This is a genomic window from Burkholderia glumae LMG 2196 = ATCC 33617, from assembly GCF_000960995.1.
Lineage (GTDB): Bacteria > Pseudomonadota > Gammaproteobacteria > Burkholderiales > Burkholderiaceae > Burkholderia > Burkholderia glumae.
Window position 1 is genome coordinate 2,244,749 of the sequence record NZ_CP009435.1, and the last position, 20,646, is coordinate 2,265,394.

Genomic DNA, 20,646 nt, shown 5'->3' on the forward strand with positions numbered 1-20,646 from the left:
GGCCGCACGGCATTTTTTATGAGGAATTCGTTGCGGGCGCAACCGGGTGGCCGGTGGTGCGCCGCGCTGCGTGTGCCCGGCGGGCGATCGGACGCGTCCGTGTCGATCGATGCGACAATCGTCGCCGTTCATCGCTATCGGAGACGGGTTCATGGACATCCAACGAATCGCCGTGGTCGGCGCGGGCGTGATCGGCGCGAGCTGGGCCGCGTTTTATCTCGACCACGGCTTCGAGGTCGTGGTCAGCGACCCGGCGCCCGATGCGCAAGCACGGCTGCAGGCTTCGCTCAGGCGCGTTCTCGGCGAGGCGCGCCTGGGCGAACTCGCGCCGCGGCTGCGCTTTGCGGCCGAACTCGACGCCGCGCTGGACGGTGTCGAGTTCGTGCAGGAGAACGGTCCCGAGCGGCTCGACCTCAAGCGCGAGCTGTATCGCGCGATGGACGCGCGACTGGGCGCCGAGGCCATCATCGCCTCGAGTTTGTCGGGGCTCAAGATGTCGGCGATCCAGACCGCCTGCGAGCGCCACCCCGGGCGCTGCCTGATCGCGCATCCGTTCAACCCGCCGCATCTGATTCCGCTCGTCGAGCTGGTGGGCGGCGAGGCCACCTCGCGCGACACGATCGAGCGCGCGAAGCGCTTCTACGACGGCCTCGGCAAGGTCACGATCGTGCTCAACCGCGAGATGGCCGGCCACGTCGCGAACCGGCTCGCCGCGGCGCTGTTCCGCGAGGTCTATCACCTGGTGGGCGAGGGCGTGGTCAGTGTGGCCGACGCCGACAAGGCCGTGTCGTGGGGGCCGGGGCTGCGCTGGGGGCTGATGGGGCAGGCGCTGACCTATCACCTCGGCGGCGGCGACGGCGGCATCGAGCATTTCCTCGACCATCTGGCCGGGCCGATCACGAGCTGGTGGGACGATCTCGGCACGCCGTCGTTCGACGCACGCGTCGACCGCCAGCTCGGCGACGAGCTGCGCGCGATCCAGGGCGCGCGCCCGATCGCCGAGTGGGGCGCCGAGCGCGACCGGCTGCTGGCCGAACTGATCGAGGCGCGCCGCCGCAGCTTCCTGCCCTGAGTGCGGCGCCGGCATCGAGCGGCCCGCGTTCAGCGGTGGAGCGCCGCGCGAGCCGGTTGCGCGCCCACCGCGCGCCCGCCGCGCGCCCACCGCGGAGGCGGGCGCCGCTGCGCTGCCGAGGGCGGGCCGGCCCAAGCCAGGCCGGCCGCAAACCGGCCGTGCCGCGTGCCGGCTCAGAACTCGGCGGCGGCCGCCACCAGCGTGGCCTCGAGCGCGAGGGCGGAGCGCGAGGCGGACGCGGGCCGGTCGATCACGTATTCGAGGTCGCCGAGCGCGGGCAGGCCGGCATCAAGCCGGGCCAGGCCCTGCGGAATCACGTAGCCGGCGAACGCCGACACCCCGAGCCCGGCCGCCGCGGCGGCCCGCAGCGCCGCGATGCTGCTGCTCGATACGGCGATCCGATAGGGCTGGCCGATCGCGTCGAGCGTTTCCAGCACGCGCCGCCGCGACACGCTCGGCTCCGGGTGCAGCGCGAGCGGCAGCACCGGCTCGCGTCCCGTGATCGGCGAGCCCGGCCCGGTACACCAGTAGAGCGGCTCGGTGCGGATCACGCGGCCGCGCCGGCTGCCGGCGATGCGCTTGGCGAACACCAGGTCGTGGCGGCCGTCGTCGAGCGCGGCGAACAGGTCGCCGGACAGCCCGGTGGCGATTTCCAGCTCGATCCCGGGGTTGCGCTGGATGAAGCTGGCGAGCGCGGCGGCCAGATGGGTCGAGGCGAAATCCTCGGACATGCCGAGCCGCACCTTGCCTGACAGCGGCGGGCCGCACACCGACATCACCGCCTCGTCCATCAGTTCCAGAATGCGGCCCGCGTAGCGGTACAGCGCCTCCCCGTTGGCCGACAGCCGCACGTTGCGCGTGTCGCGCTCGAACAGCGGCCGGTCGAGCAGTTCCTCGAGCCGGCGGATATGCTGGCTGACGGTGGATTGCGAGAGATTGACGCGCTCCGACGCGGCGGTGAAGCTGCCGGTCTGAGCGACGGCGACGAAGCTGCGCAGCAGCTCGGGCGGTAACGGACGCATGGCGAAATCCCGGGAAGCGCCGCCGGCGAGGGCCGGCGGCCGAGGGCGGGCGCCGGGCCGGCGGGCCGCGCCCGCTTGGCCGGCGGGCGCGGCGGCCGGCCCGCTCGCGCGCCGTCGCAGCAGTCTACGGCAAGACGGCATCGATCGGCGCAGCCTCTGAGTGACATTGGGCAACATCATCAATGGCGGGCGTGGTGCGGCTTAGAATCGTGCCACGACCTGATACCGGACACGCATCGCAGGAGAGAGGCAATGACGGGATGGAATCATGCGCGGCAAGCGCGCGACGCGCGCCTCGCGGCGGGCGCGCCTCTCGCGCGCGGCAAGCGGGTGGCGGCCGGCGACGCGACGACACTGCTCGAGGCGGTGCTGCGCCCCGGGGACCGCGTCTGCCTGGAGGGCGACAACCAGAAGCAGGCGGACCTGCTCGCCGCGGCGCTTGCCGAGGTCGACAGCGCGAAGATCCACGACCTGCACATGGTGCAGTCCGGCATCGTGCTGCCCGAGCACCTCGACGTGTTCGAGCGCGGCATCGCGAGGCGCCTCGACTACGCCTATTCCGGCCCGCAGTCGCAGCGCATCGCGAAGCTGCTGTTCGGCGGCCGCATCGAGCTGGGCGCCGTCCACACCTACCTGGAGCTGTTCGCGCGCTACTTCATCGACCTGACGCCGCAGGTCGCGCTGATCGCGGCGGTCAGCGCCGATGCCGACGGCAACCTCTACACCGGCCCGAACACCGAGGACACGCCCACCGTGGTCGAGGCCACCGCGTTCAAGGACGGCATCGTGATCGCGCAGGTCGACCGCATCGTCGAGCGCGTGCCGCGCGTGGACATCCCGGGCGACCGCGTGCATTTCGTGGTCGAGGCGGGCCGGCCGTTCTTCGTCGAGCCGCTCTTCACGCGCGACCCCGCCGCGATCACCGAAACCCAGATCCTCACCGCGATGCTCGCGATCAAGGGCATCTACGAACCCTACGGCGTGCGCCGCCTGAACCACGGCATCGGCTTCAACACGGCCGCCATCGAGCTGCTGCTGCCCACCTACGGCGCGCGCCTCGGCCTGAAGGGCAAGGTCTGCACGCACTGGGCGCTGAATCCGCATCCCACGCTGATCCCGGCCATCGAGTCGGGCTGGGTCGAGCAGGTGCACTGCTTCGGCTCCGAGGTGGGCATGGACGAGTACATCCGCGCGCGCCCCGACGTGTTCTTCACGGGCGCCGACGGCTCGCTGCGCTCGAATCGCGCGTTCTGCCAGACGGCCGGGCTCTACGGCTGCGACATGTTCATCGGCTCGACGCTGCAGATCGACCTGGCCGGCCATTCGTCGACCGTCACCGAGAGCCGCATCGCCGGCTTCGGCGGCGCGCCGAACATGGGCAGCGACGCGCGCGGCCGGCGCCACCCGAGCCAGCCGTGGCTGAAGGCCGGCGAGGAGGCCGATCCGGCCACGCCGGCGGCGCTGCGGCGCGGCCGCAAGCTGGTGGTGCAGATCGGCGAGACCTTCGGCGAGAAGAACGTGCCGATGTTCGTCGAGCGGCTCGACGCGCTGCGCCTGGCCGACAAGCTTGCGCTCGATCTCGCGCCGGTGATGGTGTATGGCGACGACGTCACGCACGTGGTCACCGAGGAAGGCATCGCGAACCTGCTGCTGTGCCGCGACGCCGACGAGCGCGAGCACGCGATCCGCGGCGTGGCGGGCTACACCGCGGTGGGCCGCGGCCGCGACCGGCGGCTCGTCGAACGGCTGCGCGAGCGCGGCGTGATCCGCCGCCCCGAGGATCTCGGCATCGATCCGCTCGACGCGGACCGGCGGCTGCTGGCCGCGCGCTCGGTGAAGGATCTCGTGCATTGGTCGGGCGGGCTCTACGCGCCGCCGTCGCGCTTTCGGAACTGGTAACGGCACCGCGCGACGCGGCTGGCGGCACGCACCGCGTCGCATGACAACCCGCGGCCCCGCGCGCATGCGCGAACGGCCGAGGACGGAGGGATCGAATGGAACAGCTCAATTATCGTCATGTCGCGCGCGGGCGCGCGGCGGGGGATGCGGCCTCGGCGCTGGTCGGCGTGGTCGCGTCGGGCAATCTCGAGGTGCTGGTCGAGCGCGTGCTGCCCGGCAACGCGTGCGAGATCGACATCCAGACCGCCGCCGCCGGCTTCGGCGAGGTCTGGCAGGCGGTGGTCGCCGATTTCGTCGAGCGGCGCTCGCCCGGCGGCCTGCGGCTGTCGATCAACGACGGCGGCGCGCGGCCCGACACGGTCGCGCTGCGGCTCGCGCAGGCGGTGCGCGCGATCGAGGGAGGCGCGCGATGAACGGCGTCGATCCGATCGCGGCCGGCGCGAGCTGGTACGAGGCGTCGGCACGCCAGCGCATCGACGGGCTGGTCGACGCCGGCACGTTCGCCGAGTTCGTCGGGCCGGCCGAGCGCGAGATGAGCCCGCACCTGCCGCTGTTCGACCTGCCGCGCCAGTTCGACGACGGCATGATCGTCGGGCGTGCCGCGCTCGACGGCCGCGCGGTGCTGGTGGCCGCGCAGGAAGGGCGCTTCATGGGCGGCGCGTTCGGCGAGGTGCACGGCGCCAAGCTCACCGGGCTGCTGCGCGCGGCGCGCGAGCTCGGCATGCCGGTGCTGGTCCTGTTCGATACCGGCGGCGTGCGGCTGCAGGAGGCCAACGCGGGCGAGCTCGCGATCGCCGAGATCATGCGCGCGCTGATCGATGCGCGTGCGGCCGGCGTGCCGGTGATCGGGCTGGTCGGCGGGCGGGCCGGCTGCTATGGCGGCGGCGGCCTGCTGGCCGCCTGCTGCTCGGCGCTGGCGGTGTCGGAGCCGGGGCGCATCGGCGTGTCGGGGCCGGAGGTGATCGAGACCAATCGCGGCGTCGAGGAATTCGACTCGAAGGACCGCGCGCTGGTCTGGCGCACCATGGGCGGCAAGCATCGCCGCCTGATCGGCGGCGTCGAGCGCTTCGTCGAGGACACGCTGCCGGCGTTCCGTGCCGCGGCGCTCGCGCTGCTCGCGGCGCCCCACGGCTTCGATCTGGACCTGCTCGAGGCCGAACAGAGGCGGCTCGAGGCGCGGCTCGCCGCGTTCGACGATTGCGGCGACGCGCGCGAAATCTGGCGCCGGCTCGGCGCGACCGAAGCCGAGGCCGAGGCGATTCCCGCGATGCCCGGCGAGACCTTCGCCGCGCTCGCCGAGCGCCTTCAGGGAGGCGCGCGATGACGCTCGACGACATTCTCGCGTCGTTCGACCACGACGTGTCCCGCCGCGACGACGGCCTGCTGGCCGGCCGCGCCACGCTCGACGGCCGGCGCGTGGACCTGATCGGCGTGTCGGGCCGCGCGTTCGTTGGCGTCGACGAGGCGCTGTGGCTGTCGGCGCGCGTGCTCGAGACGGTGCGGCGCGGCGGCGGCACGCCGATCCTCGTGCTGCTCGACAGCGGCAGCCAGCGCATGAGCAAGCGCGACGAGCTGCTCGGCCTCAACGAATGCCTGTCGCATCTGGCCAAGACCCTGATGCTCGCGAGCGGCCGCGGCCACGCCACCGTCGGGCTGCTGTACGGCGGCACGGCGGCCGGCGCGTTCATCGCGACCGCGCTCGCGACCCGAGTGCTGCTCGCGCTGCCGGGCGCGGAGCCGGCCGTGATGGACCTGCCGTCGATGGCGCGCGTGACCAAGCTGCCGCTCGAGGTGCTGGAAGAGAAGGCCAAATCGACGGCGGTGTTCGCGCCGGGACTCGCCAACCTCGAACAGACGGGCGCCGTCGACGCGGTGCTCGATCCCGGGCAAGCGCTCGCGGCGCAGCTCGCGCGCTGGCTCGCCGAACCAGCCGCGCGCGCCGACGGCCGCGACCGGCTCGGCGAGGCGCGCGGCGGTCGCCCGGCGGCGGCGCGCATCGCGCAACGGGTTCATGCGCTCGCCCGCGCGGCCGGCTGAGGCCGCGCTGGTTCGCCACCGCGTCGTGCGCCTCGCGCCCGCCGCGTGGGCGGCACTCGCCGAGCCACTCGTCGAGCGGCTGGCATTGCCGGCCGCCGACGCGGCCGTGATCCGCGCATGGGCCGCATGCGGCCGGCCGCTGATGGTGCGGCGCGCCGGACCGTGCGAGGCAGGCGCGCCGGGCGTGCCGCTGGGTCTGCCGCTGCCGCCGTCGATGGGCAAGCGGCGCATCGCGCTGATGGCGCCCAGCGAGGCGATCGCATCGAGCGAGGCGCCGCCCGCGCTGGCCGCGCTGCGCGATGCCGCGCCCGAGGCGTGGCGCGCGACGCTCGATGCGCTCGATGCGCTGGCGCGCCGCCATCGCATCGGTTGCCGCGCGTTCGGCAGCCTCGCCTGGCAGGCGCTGACGGGGCTGCCTTATCTGTCCTCGGGTTCCGATCTCGATCTGCTGTTCGAGCTGCCGGCCGGATTGTCCGGTTCGGCCGGCGGGGGCGACGCGCTGGCCGCCTTGCTCGACGCGATCGCCGCCAGCGACAGGGCCGCGCCGATGCGCATCGACGGCGAGCTGATTCGCGCCGACGGCGCCGGCGCGAACTGGCGCGAATGGCATGCCGCGCGCGGCGCGCATGACGAGATCGTCGTGAAGACGGCGGCCGGGGTGGCGCTGATGACGCCGCGCGCGTTCCTGGAGGGCGCCGTATGACGCCGGGGCTGCGGGCGGCATGGCCGCGGGCCGCGGCGCCGGCCTCGCCCGAAGCGATCGCCGAGCTTGGCGCGGCCTGCCTGCGCCTCGAGGTCGAAACCTGGCCGAAGCCGGGGCTGGTCAGCGAGGTGGACAGCGGCAGTCACGACGACATGGATGCCGGCACCTTCGCACGCAGCGCGGCCGCGATCCGGCCGTATCTGGCCGAACTCGCGGCGGCCGGCGCCGCGCGCGCGCAGATGGCCGTGCTGCGGCGCATCGGCCTGCGCGCCGAGCACGCGATGCTCGCGGCGACGGGCGGCGTGAATACGCATCGCGGCGCGATCTTCGGGCTCGGCCTGCTGTGCGCGGCAGCCGGCCTGCGCGCCGCGATGGGGGCGGACCGATTCGCCTCGGGGAGGCCGGCCGTGAGCGGGCCGGCCTCGAAGGCGCCGGTTTCGGGCGTGTCGGCCGTCTGCTCGTCGGTTGCGGAGGGCTTGGCTCGGGGCAGGTCCGCTGCGAGCGCATCCGCACCCGGCGCGGCCGCGACCCTCGGCGAGATCGTCGCGCGACAGTGGGGGGCCGACATCCTCGTCGGGCCGCGCGCCTCGGATAGCCACGGCGAGATCGCGGGGCGCCGCCACGGCGTCGGTGGCGCGCGTCAGGAGGCCGCGAGTGGCTTCCCGAGCGTCTACCGGATCGGAGTGCCGGCCCTGCGCGAGGCGCAGGCGCTGCGTCCCGGCGATGCGTCCGCCGCGCGCGTGCAGGCCTGCTTTGCGCTGATCGCGGCCGTCGGCGACACCAACCTGCTGCATCGCGGCGGCGCCGGCGGCCTCGCGTTCGCGCAGCGCCGCGCGCGCGATTTCCTCGCGCGTGGCGGCATCGGCGCGCCGGACTGGCTCGCGCGTGCCGAGGCCGTCCACCGGGCGTTCGTCGCGCGCCGGCTGAGCCCGGGCGGCGCGGCCGACCTGCTCGCGATGAGCCTGTTCGCGGCCGCCAGCGAGGCGCCATGACGATCGCGCTGCTGTGCTCCGGGCAAGGACAGCAAGGGCCCGACATGTTCGACCTGATCGGCGAGGGCGGCATGCCGGCCTCGCTCGAGCCGCTGTTCGCGCAGGCGGCAGGCTGGTTCGGCGCCGATCCGCGCGACTGGGTACGCACGGCGGGCGACGATGCGTTGCGCGGCAACGGCGCGGCGCAGCGGCTTTGCACGCTGCACGCGCTGGCGGCCCATGCGCGGCTCGCGCCGCTGCTGCCCGGGCGGCGCTGCGTGGCCGGCTACAGCGTCGGGGAGATCGCCGCTTGGCATGTGGCCGGGCGGATCGGCGCAAGCGACACGCTCGACCTGATCGGCGCGCGTGCCGACGCGATGGACGCGGCCAGCACCGGCGACGAGGGCATGCTGTTCGTGCGCGGGCTGCGACGCGCCGCCGTCGAGGCGCTTTGCGCCGGTTGCGATGCCGCGATCGCGATCGTCAATCCCGGTGATGCCTGGGTCCTGGCCGGCGCGGCCGACGCGCTGGCCGCACTGGCCGACGCGGCCCGCGCGCAGGGCGCCGCCCGCGTCGTGCCGGTGCCGGTGCGGATCGCCTCGCATACGCGCCGGCTGGCCTCGGCGGTGCCGGTGTTCCGCGCCGCGCTCGGCGCCGTGAGGCTCGGCCGCGGCGCGGCGGGCACGCGGCTCGTCAGCGGCATCGACGGCGCCGTCGTGATCGATCACGGCAGCGGCCTCGACAAGCTCGCGCGGCAGATCGCCGAGCCCGTCGAGTGGGCAGCCTGCCTCACCGCCTGCGTGGAGGCCGGCGCGAGCGCCTTCGTCGAGCTCGGGCCGGGGCGCGCGCTGGCCGAGATGGCGGCCGGCACCTATCCGGCGATTCCGGCGCGCAGCCTCGCCGATTTCCGTTCGTGGGACGGCGTGCGGGCCTGGCTGGCGCGAGTGGCCGGCGGCTGATCGGGCGCGCCGCGAGCGGGCGGCGCCACGCGTCGCCGCCCGCTTGTCGAGCGGCGCACGCGCGGGCGTCGTCGCGGCGCCACGCTCGGCGCAAACCGCTTGCGGCCCGATCTGGCGTGACTACAATACGCGCCCGATGAAACCGCATGCCTGCCTCGTCTCGCTCGTCGGCGCGATTCTCCTGCTCGCCGGCCCCGATGTTTTCGCGTTGCCGAAGCCGTTCCTCGGCGCGGACGCGCGCAACGCCGCTAGCGCCTATTTCTCGGCCGACGACGCGCCCGTCGATCCCGCCGTCGAACTCGTGCGCGGCGCGCGCCGGCGCGTGCTGGTGGCCGGCTATGGTGCGGTGCCGCCGGCGCTGGCGGCGGCGTTGCGCGACGCCTGCCGGCGCGGCGTCGCGGTGCGTGTCGTGCTCGACCGCTCGGCTCGCCACGGGCGCTACAGCGGCGCGGCGTTCCTGGCGCAGGCGGGCATCGGTCTTGCCTCCACGCGCCGGCCGGGGCTGCTGCGCCAGCCGTTCGTGATCGCCGACGACGCGGTTGCGGTCGGGGCACCGGCCGAGCTGGCCGGGGCGGGCGGTGCGGTGAGCGTATTTCACGGCGTGCCGCAGCTGGCGCAGACCTACACTCATGCGTTCTGGCGCGTCTATCGTTTGGCCGGGGGCCGTTGAGCGGCTACCGCGGCGCCGAAGGCGCCGTCTGACGCGCCATCGAGCCGTGCCGCCGCGGCTCGGGCGAACGGGCCGGCGGCGCTTCCGGCCGCGCGGTGCCTGCCGGCCGCGGTGCCGTCGTCAGCCGGCCCTCATGCCGCTCCGGGGCGGTATCTGGCGGGCCTGCCGTGCCGGTCGCACCCTCGCGGCCGGGCCGGCAGCGTGCCGGCGACGGCCCGGCGTGCGCGGTGCAGGTGGCGGAGCGCGTGATTCGCTTGCACAATAGCCGCTCCCACGACGAGGCAGACGATGGCGACCACGGTCGAGACTCTCCAGTTCGCGGCTCGCGACGGAAGACCGTTGATGGGCTCGCTCTACATTCCCGTCAGATCGAACGGACGCGCGGTGCTGCTGAGCGGCGCGCTCGGCATGCCGCGCGCGCGCTACGACGGCTACGCGCGGTTCCTCGCCGAAGCCGGCTTCACGGTCCTGTGCTTCGACTACCGCGGCACCGGCGGCTCGCGCGCACCGGGCGGCAGGCCCGAGCGCGCGACGCTGCGGCACTGGGGCGAGGCCGACCTGCCGGCCGCGCTCGACTGTCTCGTGTCCCGCACGCCCGGCGCGCGCTACTTCGCCGTCGGCCACGGCGAGGGCGGCCGGCTACTCGGCGGGGCGCCGAACCTGGCGCGGCTCGAGGGCATCGTCACGATCGCCGCCGGCACCGGCCACTGGGCCGATGCGCGCGGCGCGGCGCGCCTCGTGCTCGCGCTGCTTGCCCACGGCGTGCTGCCGCTCGCGGGCCGGGTGGTGGCGCGCGTGCCGTGGCGCCTGGTCGGCGCCGACGGCGCCGAGGTGCCGGCCAGCATCGCGCTCGACTGGGCGCGCGGCTGCCGGGACGCGGCGGCCGGTATCGCTGCGGCAGGGCGCGCCGGCTTCGCGGCCTATCGCGGCCCGCTGCTCGCCTACGCGATCGATGACGATCCGTTCTCGCCGCGCACGGCCGTCGCGGCGCTGCATCGCCGCTTCACCGGCGCGCGTGTCGAATTGCGTGAGATCGCCCCGCACGCGGGCCAGCAGCCGATCGGCCGCGACGGCTACTTCCGCGACGACAACCGCGCGCTCTGGCCGTCGGCCCTCGCCTGGCTCGCTTCGGCCTGAGCGGCGCCCGGCGCTGGCCTCCCATGCCCGCGCAATGCTGTTACATTGAGCGCTCCCCGTCCACCGGAGTGAAACTCAGATGAAGCTGATCGGAATGCTGGATTCCGCCTACGTTCGCCGTGCCGCGGTGTCGGCCAAGCTGCTCGGATTCTCGTTCGAGCACGAGCCGCTGTCGGTGTTTCGCCACTTCGACGCGTTCAAGGCGGTGAATCCGGTCGTGAAGGCGCCGACGCTGCTGACCGACGACGGCACCATGGTGCTCGACTCGTCGCTGATCGTCGACTACCTCGATCATCTGGTCGAGCCGGAGCGGCGCCTGCTGCCGGTCGATGCGGCGGGCCGGCTGCGCTCGCTCGAACTGATCGGACTCGCGCTGGCGGCGATCGAGAAGACGGTGCAGATCGTCTATGAATACGGCCTGCGCCCCGACGACAAGCAGCACCAGCCCTGGCTCGACCGGGTTCTCGGGCAGCTCGACGGCGCCTATGGCGCGCTCGAGGCGCGCATCGTCGGCACCACCGGCTGGCTGCTCGGCGAGCGAATCACCCAGGCCGACGTCACGACGGCCGTGGCCTGGCGCTTCACGCAGTACGTGCGCGGCGATCATCCGATCCTGGGCGGCGTCGATGCGGCGCGCTATCCGACCATCGCGGCCCTGTCCGAGCGCGCCGAGGCGCTGCCGGCGTTCGCCGAGACGCCGCTCGGCTGACGCGCCCAGGCCGGTGCCTGCATGGCGCTTGGCCGGGGCGGGCAGGCGCCGCGCAGCGATTGTTCAGGCGCGCCAACAAGTGACTTCGGGATCCGCGCATTTATCGGTGACAAGGCAATTCGTAGAATCCACCAGGTCGAATCCTTGCCTGTCCGCCGGAGCCTGCCATGAGATCCCTGATCGAAAATCGCCTGTATCACCCGTCCGTCGTGCTGCCGATGGTCGCGCTGATGCAATTGATGGTGACGCTCGATTTCAATCTCGGGCAGGTCGGTTTCGTGGTGGCGGGGCGCGGGGTGCGTAAGGTGGTCGAGCGCTCGCGCTCGCTGGCCGGCTACCTCGCCTGCCGCGGGTGCGCCGTGCACTGAGTGCCGCGCGCCCCGCACCGATCGACACGACACCCCCGCGGACGCGGGGGTGTTTGTTTTTGGGCGGGATCGGCATGGCGGACGGGCCGGCGGCAGCGCGGCCCGCCGATAAAAAACGCCGCGCCGACCGGGAGCGGTCGGCGCGGCGTCGTGGAGCGGGGCGGGCGGCGGCTAGCCGCCGGGCTTATGCCCGCGCGGCCGACACGCCCGGGTAGCTGGGGCTGTCGTCGTTGGTTGCCTGCTCGCGCAGTTCGCGCACCAGCGCATGCGCTTCGCGGCGCGAGGCGACGGCGGGCGGCGAGCCTTCCAGCGGCTGGCGTGCCGTCTCGCGCAGCGTGAGCACCGACACCGCGCCGATCACGGCGGCCCCCATCAGGTAGTAGGCGGGCATCATCAGGTTGCCGGTGCGATCGACCAGCCACGCCGTGACGAGCGGCGTCGTGCCGCCGAACAGCGACACCGAGATGTTGAAGCCGATCGCGAGCGCGCCGTAGCGGATCTCGGTCGGGAACAGCGCCGGCAGCGCCGACGGCATCACGCCGCAGAAGCACGAGAGCAGCACGCCGAGGATCATCAGCCCGCCGAACACCGGCAGCATTTCGCCCGTGCGGATCAGCATCAGCGCCGGGATCGACAGCGCGATCAGGCCGAGACAGCCGGCCAGCATCACCGGCTTGCGGCCGACCGTGTCGGACAGGCGGCCGGCGGCGAGCGTCATCGGCATCATCAGCACCATCACGAGCAGCACCAGCAGCAGGCCGTGCGTCTCGTTGAAGTGCAGCGTCGACGACAGATAGCTCGGCAGGTACGACAGCGCCATGTAGTCGGTCACGTTGAAGATCAGCACGAGGCCCACGCAGAGCAGCATCGCGCGCCAGTGGCGGCCGAGGGTCTCGGTGAACTTGAGCTTCGGCATCGACTTGTCCTGCGCCTCGCGCAGTTCGGCCTGGCGCTTGAAGGCCGGCGTCTCCTCGAGCTTCATGCGGATGTAGAGCCCGATCAGGCCGAGCGGGCCGGCCACCAGGAACGGCACGCGCCAGCCCCACGACAGCAGGGCGTCATGCGGCAGCAGCGCCGCCAGCGCCGCGACCGTGCCCGCGCCGAGCACGTAGCCGATCAGCGTGCCGAATTCGAGAAAGCTGCCCATGAAGCCGCGGCGCTTGTCGGTGGAGAATTCGGCGATGAAGGTGGCGGCCCCGCCGTACTCGCCGCCCGTCGAGAAGCCCTGCACGAGGCGCGCGACCAGCAGCAGCACCGGTGCGAGGATGCCGATCGATTGGTAGCTCGGAATCAGGCCGATCGAGAACGTGCCGAGCGCCATCATGATCATCGTCATGGCCAGCACGCGCTGACGGCCGATGCGGTCGCCGAGCGGGCCGAACACCATGCCGCCGAGCGGGCGCACCAGGAACGCGGCCGCGAACGTGCCGAACGTGGCGAGCAGCTGCGCGGACGGGTTGCTGGAGGGGAAGAACACCTGGCCGAGCGTGACGGCGATGTAGCTGTACACGCCGAAGTCGAACCATTCCATGGCGTTGCCGATGGCCATCGCGCGCACCGCGCGCTTGAGCAGGCTCTGGTCGACCACGGTGATGTCGCTGACGGTGACGGGGGCGTCGGTGGCCGACGCGCAAGCAGCGGAGGGGCTGACGTGTGAGGCAGTCAAGATTTGGGCTCCTTTGACAGCGGACGAAGCATGCGCCTGGCGGCACGCGTTTCGCCACGGTTTGCCGGGAGCGCAGCGGCGTGGCGGCACGGAACGTCGGCGCACGGTGACGCCGGTCGGAAAGGGGGCCGCGTGCGGCGCGCCATTGGCCGCCGCGTCGATGCGCTCATGAAATTGCCGCCGGGCTGACCTCGATAGGGGCCGGCGGCCACCGGTGCGTGGCGTGGCGCCTGCGGGACCGGTGACGAAACCCTGTGAAGGGCACTGAAACGAAGCGGACGCGCCAACACGGAACGCCCTGCCTGTGATCGATATTTCGTGCGACGAAGCGAGGGCGGATACCGCGGACGCTCGTAGCGACAAACTAAATGAACGAAATAGATAATGAAAGAGCGGCTATGATAGCACGATGACAGACGATCCTGCAAATCGCCCGCCGGGCCTCGTCCGGCGGGGCTGCCCCGGGGCCGGCCGGCGGCGCGTTGCGCAGACGCTATTCCTGCCCGGGGGCGGCGCCGGCCCGGCGCCCGGCTCCCATTCGCCGGCCGCCGCGATGGCGCCCGGCCCGAATTCACGATTGCCGCATTGCGCCCCCCATGCCCCAACTGATCAAGATCGCCGGATTGTTCGTGCTGACCGCCCTGGCCGAAATCGTCGGCTGCTATCTGCCCTGGCTGGTGCTCAAGGGTGGGCGCGGCGCCTGGCTGCTGGTGCCGGCCGCCGTCTCGCTCGCGCTGTTCGCGTGGCTGCTGACGCTGCAGCCGAGCGCGGCCGGCCGCACCTATGCGGCCTACGGCGGCGTCTATATCGCGGTGGCGCTGGTCTGGCTGCGCGTGGTGGACGGGATCGCGCTGTCGCGCTGGGATTGGGCCGGCGCGGCGCTGGCGCTGGCCGGGATGGCCGTGATCGCGCTGCAGCCGCGCGGCTGAGCGCGGGGCAGCGAACCAGGAGCCGGCGCGGCCGCGGGGCGGGCCGCGCCGGCGAGGATGCCGCCCGCTCAGGCGGGCGGCGCCGCCTCCTGGCGCCAGACGCAGGCGCCCTTGACCGACTTGTCGAGATCGTCGAGCTGCGCCTGATGCGCGGCGAGCTCCTGCTCGCTCGCCGCGATCACCGGTAGATCGAGCGAGGCGAACGACACGCGCGAGCCGCCCGTCTCGCCGCCGCGGTCGCCGGTGTCGCCGAGCATGTCGATCACGAGGCTCTCCTGGCCGCGCGTCATGGCCAGATAGACCTCGGCGAGCAGTTCGGAATCGAGCAGCGCGCCGTGCAGCGTGCGGTGCGCGTTGCTGATGCCGAACCGGTCGCACAGCGCGTCGAGCGAATTGCGCTTGCCGGGGAACATCGACTTGGCCTGCACCAGCGTATCGATCACGCCGTTGCAGTGCTCGAGCAGCGGCGGCATGCCGAGCCGCTCCAGTTCGGCGTCGATGAAGCCGATGTCGAACGGGGCGTTGTGGATGATCAGTTCGCCGCCGCGCACGAAATCGCACAGCGCCTGGGCGATCTCGGCGAACTTCGGCTTGTCGCTGAGGAATTCGGTGGTGAGCCCGTGCACGGCGAGTGCGCCCGGATCGCTGTCGCGCTCCGGGTTCACGTAGAAGTGCAGATTGTTGCCGGTCAGCCGGCGGTTCAGCATTTCGACGCAGCCGATTTCGATGATGCGGTCGCCCGCGCGGGCGTTGAGGCCGGTGGTTTCGGTATCGAGGATGATCTGACGCATTGCGGTTCTTCAAAAGGTGCCGGCGCGCGGGCCGGACAGGGCGGCGCCGGGCAGCGGCCCCGGCGCGGCGGAATGCGGGCTCGCGGCGCGGCCGGCGGCGGGATGGCTGCTCATGCCCGCTGCGACAGCGATTCGACGCCGCGGTTGGCGAGCGCATCGGCGCGCTCGTTCTCGGCGTGCCCGGCGTGGCCCTTGACCCAGCGCCACTCGATTTCGTGCTGGCCGACCAGCGCGTCGAGCTGTTTCCAGAGATCGGCGTTCTTCACCGGCGTCTTCGCGGCCGTCACCCAGCCCTTTTTCTTCCAGCCGTGGATCCATTCGCTGATGCCTTTCTGCACGTACTGCGAATCGGTATGGACGATCACGCGGCACGGGCGCTTGAGCGCTTCCAGCGCCCTGATCACGGCGAGCAGTTCCATCCGGTTGTTGGTGGTGCCGGCCTCGCCGCCGAACAGTTCCTTTTCCTGGTCGCCGAAGCGCAGCAGCGCGCCCCAGCCGCCGGGGCCGGGATTGCCCTTGCAGGCGCCGTCGGTGTAGATGTCGATCAGTTGCAACGTCATGAGTGTTCTTGATGAGTGGTAGGGGTCGCGGCGGGCGCGAGGCCCGGTGCGCGAACGGGTTTCCTGACCCGGATCGGGCCGACGAGCCGCATCTCGCGCACGCGCTTGACGGCGGTCACCATGTAGACCGCGCCGAAGATCGGCCACCAGCGGTCGCCGGCCGCCTCCATGAAGGCGTAGCGCGCCATCCACTTGTCGCTGGCGAGCGGCGGCCGATAGCAGCCGAAGCGGCCGCGCTCGATGTCGAAGCCGAGCAGCTTCATCCAGTCCTTGAGCCGGATGAACGCGATCGGGTCGCGCGCGGCCGGCACGAACGGCCGGTTCGCTATGCGCCCGACCGACTGGCGCGCGCCCCACAGGCTCAACGAGTTGAAGCCGGTGATGACGAGCCGGCCTTCCGGCATCAGCACGCGTTCGGCCTCGCGCAGCAGGCGGTGCGGATCGGCGGTGAACTCGAGCGTGTGCGGCATCACGATCAGGTCCACGCTTTGCGATTCGAACGGCAGGTCGAGCAGGTCGCACCAGACGGTGCTGCGCCCGGCCGGGGCATGGTGCGGGCCGGGCGGATCGCCCGGCCACGGGTAGCGGAACGGCTCGCTCGCACCGCTGGCGGGATCGAGCACGAGGCCGCGGCCCGGCATGCGGTTTTCGCGCAGCGAATCGAGCTGGGGCAGGCCGAGCTGCAGGGCGTGAAAGCCGAACACGTCGGACACGACGTGGTCGAGCTGGGCCTGTTCCCACTCGAGCACGTAACGGCCGGGCGGCGAGGCGCTCCAGGCGGGCCAGTCTATAATCGGACGGTCTGACATATCGATGAGTGCGCGCCCATGAACGAGCTGGAATACGTGCCGGTGCCGGCGTTTGAGGACAACTATATCTGGCTCGTGTCGGATGGCAGCGACGCGGTCGCCGTCGATCCGGGCGACGCCGCCCCGGTGCGCCGATATCTCGACGCGCGAGGCTGGCGGCTAGCCGCTATTCTACTCACGCACCATCACGCCGACCATGTCGGCGGCGTCTCGGCGCTCGTCGGCGAGCGCGAGCAGATCATGCCCGTGCCGGTTTACGGCCCGGCCGGCGAGGCGATCGCCCAGGTCACGCAGCCGCTCGCGGGCGGCGCGCGCGTGCGCATCGGCAAGCCGGCACTCGAGTTCGAGGTGCTGGACGTGCCGGGGCACACGCGCGGCCACATCGCTTATTTCCAGGCGGCCGGCGCCGGCCACCCGGCGCCGCATCTGTTCTGCGGCGACACGCTGTTCTCGTGCGGCTGCGGGCGCCTGTTCGAAGGCACGCCCGAGCAGATGCTGAACTCGCTCGACGCGCTGGCTGCGCTGCCCGGCGACACGCAGGTGCATTGCGCCCACGAATACACGCTCTCGAACATCCGCTTCGCGCTCGCCTGCGAGCCCGACAACGCGGCATTGGCCGCGTGGCGCGACCGCGCCGAGGCGTGTCGGGCGCGCGGCGAGCCGACCCTGCCCACCACCATCGCGCACGAGCGCGCGGTCAACCCGTTCCTGCGCGCCGACAGCGCCGCGATCGCCGCGACGCTCGAGGCCGAACTGCACGAGGCGCCGGCGAGCCGGCTCGCCGCGTTCACGCTGCTGCGCGAGTGGAAGAACCGCTTCCGCTGAACCGCCCGCATGGCCGCCCCCGTCGCGCTTCGCCGCTGATCGTGCCGCTGATCGCGCCGGCAGCCGGCGGCGGCGCGACGAGGTGGCGCGGGGGCTTTCCCGAGTCGCGGGAAAGCCCCTATCCAGAGTGGTCCGATGCTCATGCGGAATCTGGAGAAACGGCCCCAAATACCGGATTTATCGGCATTTTTCGGCTTTTTATTGACGCGATGCCGGCGCCTCCCTTACTATCGCCTGCAATTTCCAGCCGTTGGAAGCCGAGATTTACATGCGATTCCTGATCAGTGCGCTATTGGTTTTGCTGCTCGCCGCTTGCGCGAGCCCCGGACCGACCGCCCCATCCGCCGCTTCCGACCCGCAGGCCGCTGCCGACTTCATTCGCAAGACCTCGACCGCCAAAGACACCGTCGACGTCGACAAGCAGTCGGTCGGCGATCTGACCACCAAGGATTCCGATCTCTGGGCGCGCATCCGCCGCGGCTTTCAGATCCCCGATCTGCAGAGCGACCTGGTCGACATGCAGACCACCTGGTATACCGAGCGTCCCGACTACGTGCAGCGCATGACGGAGCGCTCGCAAAAGTATCTCTACCATATCGTCGAGGAGCTCGAGGCGCGCAACATGCCGACCGAGCTCGCGCTGCTGCCGTTCATCGAATCGGCCTACAACCCGCAGGCGCTGTCGGTCGCGAAGGCCGCCGGCATGTGGCAGTTCATTCCCGGCACCGGCCGCACCTACAACCTGAAGCAGAACATGTGGCAGGACGAGCGCCGCGACGTGCTGGCCTCGACCAGCGCCGCGCTCGACTACCTGTCGCGCCTGCATGACATGTTCGGCGACTGGTATCTGGCGCTGGCCGCCTACAACTGGGGCGAGGGCAACGTGCAGCGCGCGATCGCGCGCAACCAGGCGGCCGGCCTGCCGACCGACTACCAGAGCCTGCGCATGCCGAACGAGACGCGCAACTACGTGCCGAAGCTGCAGGCGGTGAAGAACATCATCGCCCATCCGCAACAGTACGGCCTGACGCTGCCCGACATTCCGAACCATCCGTATTTCGTGACGGTCACGACCTCGCACGACATCGACGTGAAGATGGCGGCGCAACTGGCCGGCCTCTCGCTCGAGGAGTTCAAGGCGCTCAACCCGTCTTTCTCGAAGCCGGTGATACTCGGCGCGACCCAGCCGCAGATCCTGCTGCCGTTCGACAATGCCTCGCAGTTCGAGAAGGGCCTGAAGTCGTATAACGGCCAGCTCTCCAGCTGGACCACCTATACGGTCACCGAGCGTGCGCGGCCGGCGGCGATCGCCGAGAAGATCGGGGTCGACGCCGACACGCTGATGCAGGTGAACAAGATTCCGGCCGGAATGCGGCTGAAGCCGGGCTCGACCATCGTCGTGCCGCGCAGCGACGACGACGACGAGGACATCAGCGCCGACGTGGCCGAGAACGCCGTGCTCGCGATGGAGCCCGACGTGCCCGACACGCGCAAGATGCTGATCCGCGTGCGCCGCAAGCAGTCGATGGCCGCGCTGGCGAGCCGCTACGGCGTGTCGGTCGGCCAACTGAAGGGTTGGAACCGCACCCGCCGCGACCTGGTGATGCCGGGCCAGACCATCGTCCTGCACGTGCCGGCGGGCCGTGCCGTGCCGGCCGAACCCGGCCCCGAGCGGATCGCCACGTCGGTGGGCGGCGCACGCATCGAACGCGCGAGCCTGCACACGGGCGGTACGGCCGCCGCGCGCGGGCGGCACGCGGCCCCGGCGAAGGCGGCGGCCCGATCGACCGCGAAGTCGACCGCCAGGTCGACGGCCGCCGCGAAGAGCGCGAAGCCGGCCGTCAAGCCCGCGGCGCATAAGGCGAAGAAGAAATAACGCGATTCGGCCGCCGGCGGCGTGGGGCGTCGTGCCCGATGCGCCGCGCCTGGCTCGTGATTCGCGCGCACGCCGTCACCGAGGTGACGGCGTTTTCGTTTCAGGCAAGGCCGCCCGCGGCGCTGGCGGCGGATTCGGAGGGGACGCATGTCTGCCGTGCAGTGGCGCGTGTTCGTGCTGTTTTCGATGGGCTATTTCGTGTCGTACGTGTTCCGCGGCGTCAATCTGGGCTTCGCGCCGCTGATCACGCACGACCTCGGGCTGTCCGCGGCGGACCTGGGGCTGCTGACGAGCCTCTACTTCCTGGGCTTCGCCGGTGCCCAGATCCCGGCCGGCGTGCTGCTCGATCACTACGGCCCGCGGCGCGTGACGGCCGCCATGCTGCTGTTCGCGGCGGCCGGCATCGCCGTGTTCGGGCTCGCGCACGGCATCGGCGCGATGATGGTCGGCCGCCTGCTGATCGGGATCGGCGTATCGGTGTGTCTCGGCGCCGCCTTCAAGGCGATCGCGGAGTTCTTTCCGGTCGCGCGGCTGCCGCTCGTCAACGGCTGCGTGATGGCGGTCGGCGGCTTCGGCGGTGTCGCGGTCGGCTCGCCGCTCGCCTGGACGCTCGGCATGGTCAGCTGGCGAATGGTCTGCGCCGGGCTCTGCGGGTTCACCGTGGTGGTGGCCGCGCTGCTCTGGAGCGGCGCGCCCGACGCGGCGCGCAGCCACCGCCAGGCCAGCCTGATCAGCCAGTTCAAGGGCACCTGGCACATCCTGCAGAGCGCCGCGTTCTGGAAGATCGCCTCGTTCTCGGTGGTCACGCAGGGCGTGTTCTTCGCGATGCAGTCGCTCTGGGTCGGCCCCTACATGCGCGACGTGATGGGCTTCGCGCCGCATCGGGCGGCCGCGCTCGTCTCGGTGATCGGGCTGGCGATGATGGCGGGCAGCTTCGCCACCGGCGCGCTGGCGCGGCTGCTGGAGCGGCGCGGCCTGTCGGTCTACGCGTTCTGCGGAATCGGCATGGGCTGCTTCGTCGCCACCCAGCTGGCCATCATGCTGGGCGCGCCGCTGCCGGCCGAGGTGCTGTGGGCCGGCTACGGCGCGTTCGGCGGGATCGGCATCCTCAGCTACGCGATCCTCGCCGAGCATTTTCCCGCGCATCTGATCGGCCGCGCCAACACCACCATCACGCTGGTGATCTTCGTGCTGATCTTCGGCTTTCAGGTCGGCGTCGGCGCGGTGCTGTCGCAATGGCCGACCCAGGGCGGCCATTATCCGCGCGCCGCGCACCTGAGCGCCTGGGCGGTGCTGGTCGCGCTGCAGATCGCGGGCGCGATCTGGTACGTGCTGCCGGGGCGCGCGGCGATCGGCGCCGAACGCCGTCCGGGCTGACGCGCCGCGCGGCGCGGGCCGCCGAGCCCGCCGGCGCGAGGGCGGTGGGGCGGTGGGGCGGTGGGATTTGCTCCTGGCTCTCGGTGCCGCGGTCGTACCGGCCGGCGTCGCCGATCTCGCGACCGTTTCCGAACCGGTAGCTGTCATGCGGCGATGGCACGGCAGGCTTTGAGATAGGTCTGGTTTCGCGCTATAATCTGAAAGTTTGCGCAATTCAACCCCGCACCCTAGCGCCTACCTCCAATTCCCCGTCTTCCGCCGCCTGC

At 72.0% G+C, this 20,646-nt stretch carries 21 protein-coding genes; 16 read left to right on the forward strand and 5 right to left on the reverse strand.

The genetic code is table 11. The features are described 5' to 3' along the window. Positions 1–151 precede the first annotated feature (151 nt). Entirely contained in the window at positions 152–1,072 is a 921-nt protein-coding gene (locus KS03_RS22695; protein ID WP_012735171.1) for a 3-hydroxyacyl-CoA dehydrogenase NAD-binding domain-containing protein, read from the forward strand. A gap of 173 nt (positions 1,073–1,245) precedes the next feature. Here KS03_RS22695 and KS03_RS22700 read toward each other — a convergent pair whose 3' ends face one another. Beyond that, positions 1,246–2,094, reverse strand: coding sequence for a LysR family transcriptional regulator (locus KS03_RS22700; RefSeq protein WP_012735172.1), 849 nt, complete (start codon positions 2,092–2,094; stop codon positions 1,246–1,248). 252 nt (positions 2,095–2,346) lie between these two features. On the opposite strand from KS03_RS22700, the gene mdcA reads away from it, so the two are divergent. The 11 genes from mdcA (at position 2,347) to KS03_RS22755 (ending at position 11,547) form a co-directional block, all read left to right on the forward strand. After that, positions 2,347–3,993, forward strand: a complete 1,647-nt coding sequence (gene mdcA / locus KS03_RS22705; RefSeq protein ID WP_012735173.1) for a malonate decarboxylase subunit alpha — start codon at positions 2,347–2,349, stop codon at positions 3,991–3,993. 95 nt (positions 3,994–4,088) lie between these two features. Continuing rightward, positions 4,089–4,406 (forward strand): malonate decarboxylase acyl carrier protein, encoded by a 318-nt coding sequence (gene mdcC / locus KS03_RS22710; protein ID WP_012735174.1) that lies wholly within the window; start codon positions 4,089–4,091, stop codon positions 4,404–4,406. After that, positions 4,403–5,317, forward strand: coding sequence for a biotin-independent malonate decarboxylase subunit beta (locus KS03_RS22715; protein WP_012735175.1), 915 nt, complete (start codon positions 4,403–4,405; stop codon positions 5,315–5,317). Before mdcC ends, KS03_RS22715 begins: the two co-directional genes overlap by 4 nt. After that, on the forward strand, positions 5,314–6,030 hold the full coding sequence (locus KS03_RS22720; protein ID WP_012735176.1) for a biotin-independent malonate decarboxylase subunit gamma: 717 nt from the start codon (positions 5,314–5,316) through the stop codon (positions 6,028–6,030). Before KS03_RS22715 ends, KS03_RS22720 begins: the two co-directional genes overlap by 4 nt. After that, positions 6,005–6,733, forward strand: a complete 729-nt coding sequence (gene mdcG, locus KS03_RS22725; RefSeq protein WP_012735177.1) for a malonate decarboxylase holo-[acyl-carrier-protein] synthase — start codon at positions 6,005–6,007, stop codon at positions 6,731–6,733. Before KS03_RS22720 ends, mdcG begins: the two co-directional genes overlap by 26 nt. Then, positions 6,730–7,725 carry a triphosphoribosyl-dephospho-CoA synthase gene (locus KS03_RS22730; protein WP_012735178.1) on the forward strand — a complete coding sequence of 332 codons (996 nt, stop codon included), beginning with the start codon at positions 6,730–6,732 and terminating at the stop codon, positions 7,723–7,725. The genes mdcG and KS03_RS22730 overlap by 4 nt, the downstream gene beginning before the upstream one ends. Beyond that, positions 7,722–8,663, forward strand: coding sequence for an acyltransferase domain-containing protein (locus KS03_RS22735; RefSeq protein ID WP_012735179.1), 942 nt, complete (start codon positions 7,722–7,724; stop codon positions 8,661–8,663). The genes KS03_RS22730 and KS03_RS22735 overlap by 4 nt, the downstream gene beginning before the upstream one ends. Positions 8,664–8,799: 136 nt before the next feature. After that, positions 8,800–9,333: a phospholipase D-like domain-containing protein gene (locus KS03_RS22740; RefSeq protein ID WP_012735180.1), complete on the forward strand. Its 534-nt coding sequence runs from the start codon at positions 8,800–8,802 to the stop codon at positions 9,331–9,333. Positions 9,334–9,621: 288 nt separating this feature from the next. Beyond that, positions 9,622–10,470, forward strand: coding sequence for an alpha/beta hydrolase family protein (locus tag KS03_RS22745; protein ID WP_012735181.1), 849 nt, complete (start codon positions 9,622–9,624; stop codon positions 10,468–10,470). 79 nt (positions 10,471–10,549) lie between these two features. Beyond that, on the forward strand, positions 10,550–11,179 hold the full coding sequence (locus KS03_RS22750) for a glutathione S-transferase family protein (RefSeq protein ID WP_012735182.1): 630 nt from the start codon (positions 10,550–10,552) through the stop codon (positions 11,177–11,179). A 167-nt stretch (positions 11,180–11,346) separates the two neighbouring features. Continuing rightward, positions 11,347–11,547: a hypothetical protein gene (locus tag KS03_RS22755; RefSeq protein WP_012735183.1), complete on the forward strand. Its 201-nt coding sequence runs from the start codon at positions 11,347–11,349 to the stop codon at positions 11,545–11,547. Between the two features lie 184 nt (positions 11,548–11,731). Here the strand turns inward: KS03_RS22755 and proP are convergent, their stop codons facing one another. Beyond that, positions 11,732–13,213 carry a glycine betaine/L-proline transporter ProP gene (proP, locus tag KS03_RS22760; protein WP_012735184.1) on the reverse strand — a complete coding sequence of 494 codons (1,482 nt, stop codon included), beginning with the start codon at positions 13,211–13,213 and terminating at the stop codon, positions 11,732–11,734. Positions 13,214–13,809: 596 nt separating this feature from the next. Here proP and KS03_RS22765 point away from each other — a divergent pair. Further along, the gene (locus tag KS03_RS22765) at positions 13,810–14,142 is read left to right on the forward strand and encodes a YnfA family protein (RefSeq protein WP_012735185.1); all 333 of its coding nucleotides are present in this window, start codon (positions 13,810–13,812) and stop codon (positions 14,140–14,142) included. 68 nt (positions 14,143–14,210) lie between these two features. Here KS03_RS22765 and dnaQ read toward each other — a convergent pair whose 3' ends face one another. The 3 genes from dnaQ to KS03_RS22780 form a co-directional block, all read right to left on the reverse strand. Beyond that, positions 14,211–14,933, reverse strand: coding sequence for a DNA polymerase III subunit epsilon (gene dnaQ / locus KS03_RS22770; protein ID WP_012735186.1), 723 nt, complete (start codon positions 14,931–14,933; stop codon positions 14,211–14,213). Positions 14,934–15,043: 110 nt separating this feature from the next. Then, complete coding sequence (gene rnhA, locus KS03_RS22775) at positions 15,044–15,493, reverse strand: ribonuclease HI (protein WP_012735187.1); 450 nt, start codon at positions 15,491–15,493, stop codon at positions 15,044–15,046. Continuing rightward, a complete protein-coding gene (locus tag KS03_RS22780; RefSeq protein WP_012735188.1) occupies positions 15,490–16,302 on the reverse strand; it encodes a class I SAM-dependent methyltransferase in 813 nt (270 codons plus the stop codon). Before KS03_RS22780 ends, rnhA begins: the two co-directional genes overlap by 4 nt. Positions 16,303–16,320: 18 nt before the next feature. Here KS03_RS22780 and gloB point away from each other — a divergent pair, with 18 nt between their 5' ends. The 3 genes from gloB (at position 16,321) to KS03_RS22795 (ending at position 20,380) form a co-directional block, all read left to right on the forward strand. Further along, positions 16,321–17,127, forward strand: a complete 807-nt coding sequence (gene gloB, locus KS03_RS22785; protein WP_012735189.1) for a hydroxyacylglutathione hydrolase — start codon at positions 16,321–16,323, stop codon at positions 17,125–17,127. 268 nt (positions 17,128–17,395) lie between these two features. Next, complete coding sequence (locus KS03_RS22790) at positions 17,396–19,003, forward strand: transglycosylase SLT domain-containing protein (RefSeq protein ID WP_012735190.1); 1,608 nt, start codon at positions 17,396–17,398, stop codon at positions 19,001–19,003. Positions 19,004–19,150: 147 nt separating this feature from the next. Further along, entirely contained in the window at positions 19,151–20,380 is a 1,230-nt protein-coding gene (locus tag KS03_RS22795) for an MFS transporter (protein WP_012735191.1), read from the forward strand. Positions 20,381–20,646 lie beyond the last annotated feature (266 nt).

What these genes read in the sequence shown, in the direction of transcription:
- KS03_RS22780 (WP_012735188.1), bottom strand. Translation starts at nt 16,302, where the DNA reads ATGTCAGACCGTCCGATTATAGACTGGCCCGCCTGGAGCGCCTCGCCG.
- KS03_RS22715 (WP_012735175.1), top strand. Translation starts at nt 4,403, where the DNA reads ATGAACGGCGTCGATCCGATCGCGGCCGGCGCGAGCTGGTACGAGGCG.
- mdcA (WP_012735173.1), top strand. Translation starts at nt 2,347, where the DNA reads ATGACGGGATGGAATCATGCGCGGCAAGCGCGCGACGCGCGCCTCGCG.
- KS03_RS22700 (WP_012735172.1), bottom strand. Translation starts at nt 2,094, where the DNA reads ATGCGTCCGTTACCGCCCGAGCTGCTGCGCAGCTTCGTCGCCGTCGCT.
- KS03_RS22755 (WP_012735183.1), top strand. Translation starts at nt 11,347, where the DNA reads ATGAGATCCCTGATCGAAAATCGCCTGTATCACCCGTCCGTCGTGCTG.
- rnhA (WP_012735187.1), bottom strand. Translation starts at nt 15,493, where the DNA reads ATGACGTTGCAACTGATCGACATCTACACCGACGGCGCCTGCAAGGGC.
- dnaQ (WP_012735186.1), bottom strand. Translation starts at nt 14,933, where the DNA reads ATGCGTCAGATCATCCTCGATACCGAAACCACCGGCCTCAACGCCCGC.
- KS03_RS22720 (WP_012735176.1), top strand. Translation starts at nt 5,314, where the DNA reads ATGACGCTCGACGACATTCTCGCGTCGTTCGACCACGACGTGTCCCGC.
- mdcG (WP_012735177.1), top strand. Translation starts at nt 6,005, where the DNA reads ATGCGCTCGCCCGCGCGGCCGGCTGAGGCCGCGCTGGTTCGCCACCGC.
- mdcC (WP_012735174.1), top strand. Translation starts at nt 4,089, where the DNA reads ATGGAACAGCTCAATTATCGTCATGTCGCGCGCGGGCGCGCGGCGGGG.
- KS03_RS22750 (WP_012735182.1), top strand. Translation starts at nt 10,550, where the DNA reads ATGAAGCTGATCGGAATGCTGGATTCCGCCTACGTTCGCCGTGCCGCG.
- KS03_RS22695 (WP_012735171.1), top strand. Translation starts at nt 152, where the DNA reads ATGGACATCCAACGAATCGCCGTGGTCGGCGCGGGCGTGATCGGCGCG.
- KS03_RS22790 (WP_012735190.1), top strand. Translation starts at nt 17,396, where the DNA reads ATGCGATTCCTGATCAGTGCGCTATTGGTTTTGCTGCTCGCCGCTTGC.
- gloB (WP_012735189.1), top strand. Translation starts at nt 16,321, where the DNA reads ATGAACGAGCTGGAATACGTGCCGGTGCCGGCGTTTGAGGACAACTAT.
- KS03_RS22735 (WP_012735179.1), top strand. Translation starts at nt 7,722, where the DNA reads ATGACGATCGCGCTGCTGTGCTCCGGGCAAGGACAGCAAGGGCCCGAC.
- KS03_RS22745 (WP_012735181.1), top strand. Translation starts at nt 9,622, where the DNA reads ATGGCGACCACGGTCGAGACTCTCCAGTTCGCGGCTCGCGACGGAAGA.
- KS03_RS22795 (WP_012735191.1), top strand. Translation starts at nt 19,151, where the DNA reads ATGTCTGCCGTGCAGTGGCGCGTGTTCGTGCTGTTTTCGATGGGCTAT.
- KS03_RS22740 (WP_012735180.1), top strand. Translation starts at nt 8,800, where the DNA reads ATGAAACCGCATGCCTGCCTCGTCTCGCTCGTCGGCGCGATTCTCCTG.
- KS03_RS22730 (WP_012735178.1), top strand. Translation starts at nt 6,730, where the DNA reads ATGACGCCGGGGCTGCGGGCGGCATGGCCGCGGGCCGCGGCGCCGGCC.
- KS03_RS22765 (WP_012735185.1), top strand. Translation starts at nt 13,810, where the DNA reads ATGCCCCAACTGATCAAGATCGCCGGATTGTTCGTGCTGACCGCCCTG.